The organism is Rossellomorea sp. NRS-1567 (assembly GCF_050467885.1).
Taxonomy (GTDB): domain Bacteria; phylum Bacillota; class Bacilli; order Bacillales; family Bacillaceae_B; genus Rossellomorea; species Rossellomorea aquimaris_C.
Genome location: NZ_JBITPL010000030.1, coordinates 165,045 through 179,975, shown reverse-complemented (window position 1 = coordinate 179,975; position 14,931 = coordinate 165,045). Strand labels below are relative to the sequence as shown.

The following is a 14,931-nucleotide window of genomic DNA, read 5'->3' as shown; positions in this document are numbered from 1 at the left end:
CAGGAGGGAGGAGTTCAGATCAGAACCCGGAGCTTGTCTCCTCCAGAATAAACTCATTCAATCCCCGTATCGTGTGAACCTCTTGCTGATAACAGATTTTTAATAGCTCTTCAAAGATTTCGGCGGTCATGATCGCGTCATTCAGAGCATGATGTCGTGTCCGGTAATCGATGTCAAACCGTTTTACAAGGGCGTCCAGGTAGCAATCGTCCCGTTCCAATAACCCATTGGCAAGCGAAAAGGAGTCGACATATTCAGGATCAAATGAAGGGAGCTGCCACTTATAGATCCTTTTTTGGAGAAAATTTATGTCGAAACTGGCTGGGTGAGCGACAAGGATCGTTCCTTTACTGAACTCAATAAATCGCTCCAATCCGATAGGTAACGTAACACCATTCAGAAAGTCTTTTCGTCTCAGACCTGTAAATCGCTTCGTATCCCTCGAAACCGTTTGAAGGGGATTGATGACCTGATAGAACGTGTCTTTCCGTTGAACTTTACCTTCCTTAACCTTAACCGCTCCGATCGAGATGATTTCATCCCCGACCTCCGGAAAAAAGCCCGTTGTCTCCAGGTCAAATATGGTAAAATCACAATCGAACAAATGTTTTTGTTGAAGCGTGGGTTTTTCTTCTTCAAACTCTTTTAGGGCACGAGATAATTTATGGTAGGATAGCTTTTCTTTTTCCCGTTTCACTTGAAAGCGAAAGAAAAATTGCTGCCATAAATAATATTTCAGAATGCGGTAGCCCACATTAATTCCAATATCATTCATTAAACCACCCGGTTCCTATTAAAACTAATTTCCATCACTTGTTGAAGTCGATTAGCAATCTGGATGGATTCTTTTAATTTCTGACGATCCTCTTTTGAAAGAGTACGTACATCAATATCATTACTTAATGGTTTTCCTTCTATAAGTTCAAGAAGGTTTTGCTTTGTACGGAGAGTGAGAAGAATGTGCATAGCTGTTTTTACATTTTCAGCATCCCTTGGATGGAAAGCCTGCATCTTCTTCAATGCTTGAACCCTCTTTATCGTATTAACTTCTTTTATTCCGTATTTTACAGAATGAATGCGAATCATATTGACGATTTGTAAAAGCCCGGACTTTTTGATGTTAAACAAATGATTCCTAGGCTTCAGGTTCACTCGTCCCAAAGGGCCTACAGGAAGTTTGAAACGAAGGGCATCTTTTCTTAATAGTTGTTGCATATTTAGAGACCGTTTCGATTTTTCCGCTAAATAATTTCGAATTTCCTCTGCGATGGAGTAATCACCATAAATGGGGCGGAAATCATAGAACATCGTAATGTTTTGAACTTCCTGTGCATCTATTTCGTATAGCCATTCATCAATCGCCTTTTTCCAATCAGTATAGGATCGTTTCCATTTCTGTTCCTTCGCCATGATTCCGCCAGTACATTCAGGAAAACCGCATGCAGCAAGCTTTAAATTGAGTTTTTCCGTGAATGCCTGGAAATACAAATCAACCTTGTTAAGATCGGACAAGTGGTTATAATCATCGAGAATGATTCCATTATCCTGATCCGTATGAAAGCCTTGTTCGCTTCTGCCTTGACTGCCCATTACGATAAAACAATAATTGATAGGCGCAGATCCGAATCCTTCCTGACGCATTTCTTTTTCGGTTAATTGAATGATTTTTCGGTGCAGGCGATCATTATAGTTTGAGATCACTTCGCAAATATCGTAGCCAAAACTATCTTGAAGGAGCAGATCTTGGATGAACTGTTGAAAAGTATTACTTTTCACCGTTGCCAGCTCTACCAGTTCGTCGTTGGAAACGGCTTTTTGGATTTTATACGAAAGATCTAAATAATTTGAATCCTGTATATTGAGAAACGAAGTACTGGTCAGAACTCCCACAACTTCATCGTTGCGAATAATGGGTACAAAATCCACTTCTTCATGCTTGAAATAAGAAAGGGCTTCATATGCAAAGGATTCATCACGAATCCAAAACGGTTTTTTCTTCATCCAGTCTTTAACTGATTCACTGATTATTGGGTTTGTAATATAAGACAGGATTTCCCGTTGGGTAAGAATGCCATGCATTTTTTTCTCTTGATCTACTACCACTAGTCCATATGTATCTTCTTCTTTCATCTTTCTGGCTGCTTCAAGAATAGTGGCATTTTCGTCAATGAAGGTGGGGCGATCCATTAACGTATGCACTTTAGTACGAAACAGATTGATATTTTCGTCGTCGGATTCAGTGGCAGATTTCACTTTTATTTCATCGTACAATGTTTTCATACGATTTCCGATGCTTTCGAAGATGATTTTTGAAAAGTCATTGTTCTTGGTCATAATCTCCAATAGTCGATCCTTTTGAATGCGGAACACGGTACAATCCTCTATTGCCTGTACGGAAAAGGTCATTTCACCGCTTGTAAGCATAATCATAATCCCGATTAAGTCTCCTGGATAGTAGAATCGGAGTGAATACTGTTTGCCGCTTGAGCGATGGAGAACATTTTTCGCAAGTCCCGAGACAAGGAAGTATATATCAAGTTCTTCTACCGTTTCATCTTCGTGAAAAAGGAATTCACCCTTCTTGAAGGTGGTGTATTTAGAACCGGAAATAATGTAATCTAACTGTTCAGTGGTTAGAACATCAAAGGGATAGTGATCTCGTATAATTTGTAATAATTCCTGCTGGTTCATCAAATACCTCCCGTTCTCATTAGTCCCATAGTACTTTACCATAGAATTCCCTATTTTGAAAACGATAAAACGGGATCTTCCGGACGTCCTGACGGAAGTTTGAATGGATATACTGAATGGTCGAATTTGTTAAACTCCACGATATCGATTAAAGACCAAAAGGGATGAAAAAAAGGTGTCCCGTTTTTGGGACACCTTTAAGACTTACTTATGAGTGACGATAAATTCAGCAGCTTCCATTAAGTTAGTAAACATGTGATCGGCGTTATATAGGTGAGAGGGACCGTCTGCAAGTAAGATAGTATTGCAACCCGCTTTGCGGCCAGCTTCAATATCTACCTCGCGATCACCAACCATATACGATTGGGCAATATCAATATCATGCTTTTTTGCCAGGTCCAAGAGCATCCCTGCTTCAGGCTTCCTGCATTCACAACCCTCATGCGGCTTGTGAGTACAACAGGAAACCTCTTGAATGAACCCCCCGGCCTTTTCAATTTCCTTTAACATATGTTCGTGAATGGATTGAAGTTGTTCATGAGAAAGATATCCTAACCCAACTCCACCCTGGTTGGTAACGACGAAAACTTGAAAATCGGAATCAGTCAATAAATTGATAGCTTCAAGGACTCCCTCCAGGAAATAAAATTGTTCGGGTCGATTCACAAATGTCACTCTCTCTGTTTTCACCTCATTGATTACTCCATCACGATCAAGAAAAACAGCTTTTTTCATCAGTAAACCTCCTTATTCGATCTTTTTCTCCAATAAACCCTTACTACATGTCGCTTTATGCGGTTTCCGAGGAAATAATGACAGATTATTCTGTCATCTGCGGAAAGAATAAACCTTAACACAGATTCCAAAAAGTATATTAATCGTTTGAATGAATGAAAGTGTGAAAACAGAGGCCGTGACCGTTCCTTTCCGCTCCAGGCACTTTCTTTCCGCGGGGAGGAAGTCGAGCCTCCTCGGGCTTTGCCCTGTGGGGTCTCGACCTTTCCTCTATTTCCCGCAGGAGTAAAGTGCCTTCCGCTCCAATCCACTCTGTGCTACTTCATTTTACTGCCTAAAAAGGTAGACAAACAAAAAAGCTCCTATTCTAGATTTGATGAGCGTTTATTTCCAAAATAAAGGAATAAAAGAAAATGAAAGAAAACTTTTAATATATACATATAGGAGGAGGCTGGGACAAAAGTGTTTTGTATAAGTTAAACTAAACTAAATTGCATTCAAGAGGCAATTTAGTTTGGTTTTTTAATTGTTCAATGTACATTTAGATTCTAGCTCTCTCAAGCGGTTGATTGGAGTGCAAGACGAAGACTCCTGCGGGAAAAGTAGCTTATGTGAGACCCCGCAGGCTTGCCGAGGAGGCTCACGAGCTACCCGCGGAAAGCGTAGTCTTGCACGGAAATCATTAGCGGTATTAAGAACCAACACTACTTATTTTCGTCTTTATATCATGGTTTTTTAGTTTTGTCCCAGTCCCTATCCATTATAGTTTTTGAATAAAGGCGACTTTAAGGTAATCACTTTGTTTGTATTGACTGAGGGTTTTAAAGTCTTCGGGCAGTGTGTATTCTTCGAGTATTTTATATTTTCCATTGGTTTCTTTAAAGGCTGTTTCAATAAAGCTCTTGAATTTCTTCATATTGAAGGTGCTGCAATTAGTGGATGCCACAATGGTACCCTTTTTTTCAGTGATGGCAATTGCTTCTTTTAACAAATCTTTATAATCCTTAGCTGCACTGAATGTATGTTTCTTGGAGCGGGCAAAGCTTGGCGGATCGAGAATCACAAGATCAAAGGAGAGTTCTTTTTTTAAGGCATATTTAAAGTATTTAAAGACATCTTCCACAATGATGTTTTGTGCTTCGTAATCGATCCCGTTAATGCTGAATTGTTCGATCGTTTTACTTAAACTGCGATTAGCGAGATCTACGCTGGTCGTTTCCAGGGCACCACCGAGTGCAGCGAAAACAGAAAATGCGCCTGTGTAAGAGAACGTATTCAATACACGTTTGCCTTCAGAGTACGAGTCACGAATTCGTTTACGCACTTCACGTTGGTCAAGAAAAACCCCTACCATTGCGCCGTCATTTAAATAGATGGCAAATTGAACGCCATTTTCCTTGACAAGAAGGGGGAAGGAAGGTCGGGTTCCCTCAACGAAATCATCTTCTTCCACATATTTTCCTTCCTGTGCAAATCGCTTTTTCTGATAAATGCCTTTGTAATCCGTTAATTCTCTTAACCCTTGCATAACTTCTTCCTTAAAGGCATAGGCTCCTTTTGAATACCATTGAACGAGGTAGTAGCCATCAAAGTAGTCAATGGTGATCCCTCCAAATCCGTCTCCTTCACCATTAAACACTCGAAACGCTGTCGTATCTTCACTATAATAGAAGTGAAGACGTTGATTGATGGCAGCTTGAAGCTTTTTTAAGATAAAGTCTTTATCTATTGCTTCTTGTTCCTTCCAACTCAGCAGCCATCCGATTCCTTTGTTCTGTATTCCAGAGTAGCCTTTGGCGATAAAGCCATTGTTATTGTCTACAAGTTTAAGAATTTCTCCCTCTTCAATATTCTCAATCGATGATGTCACATTTTCTTTATTAAGAAGGGGGAATCCTTTTTGGAAATGTTGTATGTATTTTGGGTTTGCTTTAATGATTCTTTCTTTTGTCATTCTACTCATCCTAACCTTGAGGTTTAGTCTTGTGTAGTATAGAACGTAAAGGAAGTTTACGCAACTGCACAATAAAAAACTTCCCTATTCAGATATAAAACGGTCTGAATAGGGAAGCTGGTCATTTACCCCATAAGTGATCTCCTACAAGCCGGTCTACTTTTATCGTTTCATGCAGGCCGCTATGAGAAATGGATGGATCATACACTATCCTGGATTGATATTGGTTTTTTTCAAATAGTAATTGACTGCCTATAGCACTTTGAACATTCACCACATCATCACCCGATCCCGCTATGGATAATATGTTTATATTGGAAGGGATTAAATGGCGATTCAAAAACATTTCTTTCAATGCACGTGATTCAGGTTTTAAGTCTATAACAGCTGCACCTGTATTGATTTCATCATAGGATTCCTTCGTAACACCAAGGAAAGGGGTAGCAATCGTAATGAATTTATGGGTCTTAGGGACAAACGAGCTATCCCTGGTATTTAGAATATATTTTGTTGACGCAAGGCCGCCCATGGAGTGTCCCACAATATTTACATTTGAAACGTCAAACTGATGATGTAAAAGCTTCATGGCATTTTCTAACCAAATCGCCTGTTTCTCCAATGATGCCCGATTATCTTCAAAAATGACTTGAACGAGTGGAGGTGAAGTGGGATTTGTGGGAAGAGATCCTTTATACACTACACTGCCATTCTCAGACACATAAATCTCCAACGTTTTTTGACCCCAGCCATGTTGGTTTTCAAAACGTTCCAGCATCGTTCTGAAAGAATTGTATGTACCTTTATACCCGTGCACAAAGACAGTGGGGTATTTTTCTTCAACGGTTAAGGGTTTTTCACTGGATTGTACATTTGTAGTGCGAAATATTATATATAAAGTGAAGAAAGAGAGAATGATGCCACTCCATAAAAACGAATGTTTGTGATTGATCGACAAGAAAATCGCTCCTTTAAAAAAGGTATACTTCTATTGTAAAGTATTCGTGAAGTATTGAATATGTTAAAAAAGAAATTTGTTTGTCATATTACATGTAACTTTTACCAATAATGATACAGTGGTTTATATTAAAAACTCTTTTCTCCAAAAGTATTGTTAAGATAAACCTCAACAAAAAAAAGGCTTAAATAAATTATTTAAGCCTTGCACCATTATTCTTCCTTCGAAATCAAATTTTAAACCCAATCACCGGCTTTGAAGATAGGTTCAATCGACCCGTCTTCCTTTTCGCCGTCAATATCTAACTGAGCCGATCCTATCATGAAATCTACATGAATCATGCTTTCGTTAAAACCTACTTTCCGTAATTGTTCCGCCGTCATATTTTTACCTTCCTCCACACACACTGATAAAGCTCTACCCAGCGCTATATGACATGAAGCATTTTCATCAAAAAGTGTGTTGTTGAAGATAATATTTGTATTAGAGATAGGTGAGTTGTGAGGAACCAATGCCACTTCTCCTAAATAGGAGGCCCCTTCATCTGTTTCCAGCAGATTTTTCAGGGTTTCATATCCTTCCTCAGCTGTGAATTCTACCACTTTACCGTCTTTAAAGGTCAGGGAAAAGTTCTTGATTAACGTACCGCTATAGTTAAGTGGTTTCGTACTTGAGACAGTCCCATTCACACCTTGTTTGACTGGGATTGTAAACACTTCTTCCGTTGGGAGGTTCGGAACAAAGGGAATTCCTTGATCATTTGTGAACTGGGCACTGATCCATTTCGTTTGTGGGTGGAATTCAATGGAAAGATCTGTTCCAGGTCCTTTGTAATGAAGCTTTTTGTATTTGCTTTGATTTAAACGGTCAGCGTTCTTATTCAGATTACTAATATGAGATTCCCAAAGTGCGACCGTGTTCTCCTGATCCGTCCGGGTTGTATAAAAGATGTTTTCCCATAGTTTATCGATTGCTTCGTCCTGAGAGAGTTCAGGGAAAACAGTTTGAGCCCATTCGATTGTAGGGAATGCCGCTATTAGCCAGCTAATTTTGCCACCGCCGATATAAGCAGAAAAATCTTTCATTGCTTCAGCGGAAGCTCGGTTCAAAATGGCAACCCTTTTTGGATCCGCATCTCTTAATAGGGAAGGGTTTGGTGCCGCTAAATTTAATAGCGCTACATTGTTTTCCGCCATTTCAATAAACCCTTTTGCCTTCCAATCAGGAAACGCTTTCAGGCCTTCCTCAGAAGAATTGTCTAAGCGGATTTTCTTTAACTCTTCATCGTAGAAGTCCGTTAGTACATTTAATACACCCGCTTCATAGGCCTTCTTAGTAACAAGTCGAACAAATTTATACGCTGTAATAGGTGCAGAAATCAGAAGTTCTTGATCCTTTTGCAGGTTTAGTCCTACTTTTACGATTAAATCTGCGTATCTTTCTAATTTACTTTCAAATGCAGTATTCATCTAAAATCCCCCTTGATATGTATTCAATACTAACTATATCTCTTTATTCAGAAAATTTCATTGAATAATTATATTTTCAAATCAATTGATTAAGTATACGTAAAGGATGTGAACCTTCTTTTAACGTGATTTGTACGAGTTCACATATGGTAGATCGACAGATGAGCTGAACGATTGAAAAGGACTGGTCCTAAAAAGGGCCAGTCCTGATGGTTATGTTTTTATAATTTACTTGAGAATGGTGGGAATTCTTCTTCCGGGGAGTTGATTACCACAACACCAGAGAGTGCCATAGCCGTAAGGCTGGTGATTAGTAATAATTTTTTAACCTTTTTCATCATTTCACCTCCTATAAAGTTAACATTTCTTCATAAATGAGATTGGCTTCATTTAGATGAAATGCTGCATATTTATATTTTCTAACCCCCTGGTAATATTGGCCAAGGAATTTAGAATATTCAGCGTATAATAGATGGGATCCGCTCTTTTTAAAGAAGGGCAGTGCATACTCCTTCATAAAAGCTTCAAAACCTTGTGGAAAATCATTTAAAGCAAACTGATAATAAGATAATTGATAGAATTTATCCGGGAACTTTTCTTTAGAGCAAAGATGTAATCCTTTAGGTAACCAGAAACGCACTTCGGAAAATTGGTTCTTTTTATAATATTCCTTAACCAAAGAGAGAATAGAGTACAGCTTTCCTTCTTCGTCTGAGCCTTTCAATTCAATACTTCGCAAATAATGCTGAATAGCTTCCTCGCTCTTGTTCATAAATGATTTTAAATATCCTAAGTTTTGCTCTACCTTTGAATTTAACGACGTATAGTCTATGGATTGAGAAATGAAATTGGCCCAATCATAATGCTTTATCGCTTCTTCGCTATAACGTATACGCCTATAGCAAATTCCTAGAATCAAATGCACCTCGGCGCATCTTTTCTGGTAGTAGACGCCCTGGAAAATGGAGAGAGACTTCTCCCCGTAAAAGATTGCTAATCGGTACATGCTTAAACGGGTCAAGACCAGGCTGAATAAATAATATAGATCTGCTCTTTCTTCTTCATTAATCACATTTCCAACTACATAGCAGGTTTCAGCTTCTTTCAGTTCTCCTTTGGCTTTATCGTACTCTTCAATCAAATAATAATAGTTCCCTTTGTATTTGTGATAATAGAATTTCAGCGTATCGGTCAGTTCTTTATAATTGGATTGGATTTGTTTCATGTGTTCCAACGCATTCTGAAGGTTCCCTTGAATTAATTGAACACGGAAGCAAAGGATTTTATAGAATAAATGTGGAATGAGATCATCCGTCTGTTCCAGGTCCTTCTTAACGTCCACATTGATCGACTTAGCTTCCTCTGTTTTATTCCACAGTAGGGCATGGTTCCAATTCTGAAGTAGTTTGTTCAAATGGGCAGTCGTATCAAGCAGACTATTTACACCTAATCGGCCACAGAGTAAATTAATGATGTCATTTGACGGAGTAACTTGATTGTTTTCCAGTTTGGAAAGGTATGATACGGAAATAATCCCTTTTGATAAATCTTCTTGTGTTAAATTTCGTTTAAGTCTGTGAAAGCGGATTTTAGAACCGATTGTCATATGATCCTTCTCCTCTAACTGGCTTTAATGGCTCTTCTATTTTAGGTAATTGATTATTAAAATAGTAACATATTAAAAAGAGAAATGTTTTGAATATTCCTATAATTATATTTTTTCTGGGTATTTTGTATGGTCTTTTATTCATCTGAACCTTGATTCATCAAACGCCTTACTTTGATATAATGACACTAGTGAAAGTTTTAAGAGGAGGTATTTCATTTTGATTGATTTAAGAAGTGATACAGTAACAAAACCAACGGAAGAAATGCGTAAGGCTGCGTTCGAGGCTGAAGTAGGGGATGATGTGTATGGAGAAGATCCTACAGTCATAAAGCTTGAGAGGGAAGCGGCCACCTTACTTGGTAAAGAAGCGGCGCTATTTGTAACAAGTGGTACTCAAGGTAACCAAATTGCTGTTTTAACACACACACGTCCAGGGAATGAAATTCTATTAGAAGCGAATTCCCATATTTTCTATTATGAATCAGGAGCGGTTGCCGCATTGGCAGGTGTTCAAACACGTACGATCCATGGGATAAATGGTGAGATGGATCCGATTGAAGTAGAAGCAGCTATACGAACTGAAGATCAGCATTTTCCAGAAACAGGACTCATTTGTTTGGAGAATACACATAATCGGGCAGGTGGAGCCATTGTGTCTCCAGAGAATATGAAGGCGATCTATACACTTGCGAAAAAACATTCAATTCCCGTGCACATGGATGGAGCACGGCTCTTTAATGCAGTATATGCCAGTGGGAGAGATATCAGGGAGTTCACTGACCATTGTGATACTGTGCAAATTTGCTTATCCAAAGGGTTGGGTGCCCCTATAGGGTCTATTATCGCAGGTGATCGTAGATTTATTGATCGTGCCCGAAAGTGGAGAAAACGGTTAGGGGGTGGCTTAAGACAGGTAGGAATGATTGCAGCTCCTGGATTGGTTGCATTAAAGACGATGAGAGAACGATTAGTGGAGGATCATGAGAAAGCGATAGTACTAAAGGAAACCCTTCAAGCCTGTAAGGGTATTGAAATAATCAATCATGTTGATACGAATATTGTCGTTGCAGATGTAAAGGGAAGAGGGATCACATCAGAGCAATTTATTGATGAGTTAAAAGAAAAGGGGATACTGGCAGTGACCTTTGGACCTACTCTTGTACGTTTTACCACTCATTATGATGTTTCAATGGAAGATATAAACAAAGTGTCTGGAATCTTAAGGAGCCTTTCTTAATTACGGGAGGGTATTTTCTGGTCATTTGAGGAGGGAAGGGCCAAAAATAGCCCTTCCGCTTACTCTTTGTGATCTAGTTTTTTTCCATGGTGTGGATGGGGATGCCATCTCATCATGTAGTCATTTTCTTTCAGTTTTTGATACTTAGCTTCCATCATTTTAAGTACGTTGTCTCCCTGTTCTTTTGAGAAGACGCCATATTCTACATATTTCTTCACAAGTTCTTTTTTTGTTGAATACATTTGTTCATGCAATTTGGCAAGCTCCGATTTTTGTTCTTCAGTAAGGTTTACCTTAGGTGTTTGTGGTTCACCTTCTGCTGCTGCAAATGTACCGACACTCAGGCTAATCAAGAATACTGCTAAGATAGATACAACCATTTTTTTCATTTTATTCACTCCTTTCCAATGTTTCTCTCATATTCTTTGCCGAAAACTCGCAGAATATGTAGGAATAGATGAATAAGAGGGGTACATGTTAGGGTAAAGACAATTAGGTATAGGAAAGGTGGCTGAAATATGTTTAAACAGTTTTTGTCCAGTATCGGGATAGGACATGTTAAAGTAGATACAATCGTGCACAAAACTAAAATTTCTCCCGGAGATTCAATTGAAGGGGAAGTCGTTTTGATCGGCGGCATGGCCGATCAGCCTATTAATGAAATTCATTTATTGCTTCTTGAGAAATATGAGGAGGATAAAAAAGATAGTGACTTTTCCTATCATGAAAAAGATTTAGATACGATTGTCCTTGATAAGATCGGTACAATAGGTGCGGGTGAAGAAAAGAGGATCTCTTTCACTTTTCCTACATCTTCAGATCATCCCAAAACAACGGATGCTAACAAAACCATACTAAGAACGACAGTAGACATACCCCAAGCGGTAGATCCGACAGATGAGGATAGCATATACGTCGTTTAACTATAGGGCAGATTCTATTAGAATCTGTCTTTTTATTTGGCTTATAAGACCAATAAGAGTAAATGTTCTCATTGAAAACCATAAAAACCCAATGTAAAATGTAGTAAGCGTATACATTCTAAAAATTCAGATATTTAAATGTATGCACATTAAAAGATGAAGGAGGAATTTGATGAGTGGAATATGGTTAGCGGTAATAGGAGGGCTTGTCTTTTTGTTTGGGTATAAATATTATTCTAAGCTTATTGCTGAGCGGGTGTACCGTCTGGATCCGAATTATGTGACACCGGCACACCAATACAAAGATGGTGTCGATTTCGTCCCAACGAATAAGTTTGTTCTGTGGGGTCACCATTTTACTTCAGTAGCGGGGGCGGCTCCGATTGTAGGACCGGCAATCGCCGTGTACTGGGGATGGCTTCCTGCATTTCTGTGGGTCATTTTAGGGACAGTATTTGCAGCCGGGGTGCATGATTTTGGAACTTTGGTTCTTTCAGTTCGAAATAAGGGACAATCCGTCGGTTCATTAGCCAATAAGTTAATTGGAAAAAGAGCAAAAGTACTATTTCTGTTTATTATATTAATTCTTGTATTAATGGTTAATGCAGTATTTGCATGGGTTATCGCAAATCTTTTTATTACATTCCCTGCAAGTGTCGTATCAGTTTTCATTCAGATCCCGCTAGCGATATGGATTGGATATTCAGTTTACAAACGGAATGGCAGCATGTTAATACCTTCAATCGTTGCACTGGCAGTCATGTATGCATCAGCTGTCATTGCCAGTCGGGTTGAATTTTTGCAAATTGATTTAGTTCGTTATTTTGGAGGACAAGAAGCCACATCATTGTTTGGCTTGAGTTCAACAAGCATGGCTTTCTTGGTGTGGATCGTCATTCTGATGATTTATGTGTACATAGCTTCAACTCTACCTGTCTGGAAGCTATTACAGCCACGTGATTATATCAACTCCCATCAACTAATTGTTGGTTTAGGATTGCTTTATCTTGGTCTTCTATTTACAAATCCTGAAATTACCGCTCCAATGACAAACGGAGCAGCAGATGTATCCTGGTTCCCGTTACTATTTATCACGATTGCTTGCGGTGCCATTTCCGGATTCCACGGGTTGGTTTCATCGGGCACATCGTCCAAACAGTTGGATAAAGAAACAGATGCACGCTTTGTAGGATATTTAGGTGCTGTTGGTGAAGGAGCGCTTGCATTGATCGCAATCATTGCATGTATTACATTTTTTCCGAATGTGGAAGAATTCCAAGCGACATACAGCGGTTTTGCTGCAGCAAGTGGAGCAGGGCTGGGTGTCTTCATCCAAGGAGCCGGACAACTTGCAACAGGTGTAGGAATTCCTGCTGATATCGCAGCTACGATTGTTTCAGTGATCATTGTGAGCTTCGCTGCAACAACATTGGACTCTTCTGTACGACTGATGCGATATATCATTGCCGAGTTGGGAGAAGAGTACAACGTAAATCCTTTAACAAATGCTCATGTTGCAACGACGATTGCCGTAGTTTCAAGTGCGGCCTTAACTTTATTGCCTCAAGGACCTAAAGGATTCGGGTCGGGTGGATACCTTCTATGGCCGCTTTTTGGTACATCGAATCAATTGCTTGCGGGAATCAGTTTACTTCTGATTACCATCTGGCTAAAGCGCCAAGGCAGGAATTATATCGCTACCTTAATCCCAATGGTATTCCTTATGTTCATGACCTTATGGGCTATGATTAACCAAGTCGTGTTTGAATGGTCAGGTGTCGGTGAATCAGAAGGGAATATGCTGCTCTTTATCTTTGGAAGTATCATTCTTATTTTCACCTTATGGATTTTAATAACTGCGGCATCTTCCCTATCTAAAAAGGGAGATGATCCTTCACAGTTCTCTGCTTAGTCGGGAGATAGATAAGGGGGACCTGGGCTATTAGTCCCCTTTTTCTACTTATTTTTGAAGCAGGAACACGGTTATCGAAATTATCACGCCACATCACAGAAACAACTATAAGGAGGGGAACATGAGTGGAATCGTCTATGAAAGAAAAGTTCAAAAGAATCATACAGCTATACGATGAAATGATTCGCCTTCCTCACAAAACGGAAATCGCCAGGGAATTGAGAGATGAGGATGATTTATTCTTATTATTGCTCTATTCGGATATGCTTGGCCTGCCGAATCCCGTTTTTTATTACACATTGGAACATTATCCATATATAATAGAGAAATTTCACGATTGGCATTTAAGAATGGGAATGGAGCACTCCCCCTTAGATGGAATCAGATGTTGTTGAAGTATGGGGAGGGGGATATATACATGAACGAATTACAACAACAGTCAATTCTTTTTGTAGGAGGTAAGGGAGGTGTTGGGAAATCCACATCTGCTTCTGCTTTAGCCGTAATGTTTGCGAATATGGGAGAGAAGACGCTAATCATCTCAACAGACCCCGCGCATAACCTGGGTGATATTTTTCACCAGGAAATCAAGGGGGAGAAAACTCCCCTACTCAAAAATCTATGGGGGATAGAAATTAATCCGGAGATTGAAACAAAGGATTACATTAACGGAGTGAAACGAAATTTAAAGGGAATGGTTAAATCAAAGATGGTGAATGAGGTTCACCGTCAAATCGATATGGCTGCTTCGGCACCAGGGGCAGAAGAAGCAGCATTATTTGACCGGATGGTTTCCATCATTCTCGAGGAAGGAAATGAGTTCGATAAGATCATTTTTGACACAGCACCTACAGGCCACACGATCCGACTTTTATCTCTTCCTGAACTCATGGGAGTCTGGATGGACGGGATGCTTGAAAGGCGGAAGAAAACAAACAAGAACTATTCACAGCTATTAAATGATGGAGAGCCGGTAGAGGACCCCATTTATGATGTCCTGCAAAAGCGTCGTGAAAAGTTTTCAAGAGTACGGGGGATCCTACTGGATCAAAAAAGAACAGGATTTATCTTTGTCCTCGTTCCTGAAAGGCTCCCGATACTGGAAACGGAAAAAGCCATTGAATTGATGTCTAAGCACGGATTGAATATTGGGGGACTGATCATAAATAAGATCCTCCCGAATCAGGCAGATGGAGAGTTCCTGCAAAAAAGGAGGGACCAGGAAAAGTTATACCTAAAGCTCATGAAGGAGAAATTCACAAACCAGACGTTATATCGAATTCCTCTATTAGAAGAAGATATCTGTTCACCCCGTCATCTCGAAGAGTTTGTCGACTATCTACAGAGAGAAGTAATTAGTAGTGAAAGAACCATCTAATTTAAGAGTATACATAGGAACTTGCTGACCATTGGGGGTATTTTATCTAATGGTCATTTTTATTTTTC

13 protein-coding genes are annotated in these 14,931 nt (G+C 39.4%); 5 read left to right on the top strand and 8 right to left on the bottom strand.

The annotated features are described in order from the left end of the window. Positions 1-19 precede the first annotated feature (19 nt). The 7 genes from ACIFOD_RS21325 to ACIFOD_RS21295 all read right to left on the bottom strand — a co-directional run bounded on the left by ACIFOD_RS21325 (position 20) and on the right by ACIFOD_RS21295 (position 9,410). Positions 20-775, bottom strand: a complete 756-nt coding sequence (locus tag ACIFOD_RS21325; RefSeq protein ID WP_397551242.1) for a PolC-type DNA polymerase III — start codon at positions 773-775, stop codon at positions 20-22. Next, a complete protein-coding gene (locus tag ACIFOD_RS21320; RefSeq protein WP_430316165.1) occupies positions 775-2,691 on the bottom strand; it encodes a DUF294 nucleotidyltransferase-like domain-containing protein in 1,917 nt (638 codons plus the stop codon). The genes ACIFOD_RS21325 and ACIFOD_RS21320 overlap by 1 nt, the downstream gene beginning before the upstream one ends. Positions 2,692-2,895: 204 nt before the next feature. After that, a complete protein-coding gene (locus ACIFOD_RS21315) occupies positions 2,896-3,426 on the bottom strand; it encodes a D-glycero-alpha-D-manno-heptose-1,7-bisphosphate 7-phosphatase (RefSeq protein WP_430316164.1) in 531 nt (176 codons plus the stop codon). A 760-nt stretch (positions 3,427-4,186) separates the two neighbouring features. Then, complete coding sequence (locus tag ACIFOD_RS21310) at positions 4,187-5,380, bottom strand: class I SAM-dependent rRNA methyltransferase (protein WP_430316163.1); 1,194 nt, start codon at positions 5,378-5,380, stop codon at positions 4,187-4,189. 121 nt (positions 5,381-5,501) lie between these two features. After that, a complete protein-coding gene (locus ACIFOD_RS21305; RefSeq protein ID WP_397551246.1) occupies positions 5,502-6,335 on the bottom strand; it encodes an alpha/beta hydrolase in 834 nt (277 codons plus the stop codon). Between the two features lie 236 nt (positions 6,336-6,571). Further along, positions 6,572-7,804 carry an aminopeptidase gene (locus ACIFOD_RS21300; RefSeq protein WP_430316162.1) on the bottom strand — a complete coding sequence of 411 codons (1,233 nt, stop codon included), beginning with the start codon at positions 7,802-7,804 and terminating at the stop codon, positions 6,572-6,574. Positions 7,805-8,153: 349 nt separating this feature from the next. After that, complete coding sequence (locus ACIFOD_RS21295) at positions 8,154-9,410, bottom strand: helix-turn-helix domain-containing protein (RefSeq protein ID WP_430316161.1); 1,257 nt, start codon at positions 9,408-9,410, stop codon at positions 8,154-8,156. Between the two features lie 220 nt (positions 9,411-9,630). Between ACIFOD_RS21295 and ltaE the strand changes: the two genes are divergently transcribed. After that, positions 9,631-10,650 carry a low-specificity L-threonine aldolase gene (gene ltaE, locus ACIFOD_RS21290; protein ID WP_430316160.1) on the top strand — a complete coding sequence of 340 codons (1,020 nt, stop codon included), beginning with the start codon at positions 9,631-9,633 and terminating at the stop codon, positions 10,648-10,650. Positions 10,651-10,709: 59 nt separating this feature from the next. Here ltaE and ACIFOD_RS21285 read toward each other — a convergent pair whose 3' ends face one another. Continuing rightward, a complete protein-coding gene (locus ACIFOD_RS21285; protein WP_397551250.1) occupies positions 10,710-11,039 on the bottom strand; it encodes a YckD family protein in 330 nt (109 codons plus the stop codon). A gap of 129 nt (positions 11,040-11,168) precedes the next feature. Between ACIFOD_RS21285 and ACIFOD_RS21280 the strand changes: the two genes are divergently transcribed. The 4 genes from ACIFOD_RS21280 (at position 11,169) to ACIFOD_RS21265 (ending at position 14,863) form a co-directional block, all read left to right on the top strand. After that, positions 11,169-11,573, top strand: coding sequence for a sporulation protein (locus ACIFOD_RS21280; RefSeq protein ID WP_113967945.1), 405 nt, complete (start codon positions 11,169-11,171; stop codon positions 11,571-11,573). 172 nt (positions 11,574-11,745) lie between these two features. Beyond that, entirely contained in the window at positions 11,746-13,485 is a 1,740-nt protein-coding gene (locus tag ACIFOD_RS21275; RefSeq protein ID WP_113967944.1) for a carbon starvation CstA family protein, read from the top strand. A gap of 137 nt (positions 13,486-13,622) precedes the next feature. After that, the gene (locus tag ACIFOD_RS21270; RefSeq protein WP_430316210.1) at positions 13,623-13,880 is read left to right on the top strand and encodes a cory-CC-star protein; all 258 of its coding nucleotides are present in this window, start codon (positions 13,623-13,625) and stop codon (positions 13,878-13,880) included. A 23-nt stretch (positions 13,881-13,903) separates the two neighbouring features. Then, the gene (locus ACIFOD_RS21265) at positions 13,904-14,863 is read left to right on the top strand and encodes an ArsA family ATPase (protein ID WP_430316159.1); all 960 of its coding nucleotides are present in this window, start codon (positions 13,904-13,906) and stop codon (positions 14,861-14,863) included. Positions 14,864-14,931: the final 68 nt, after the last annotated feature.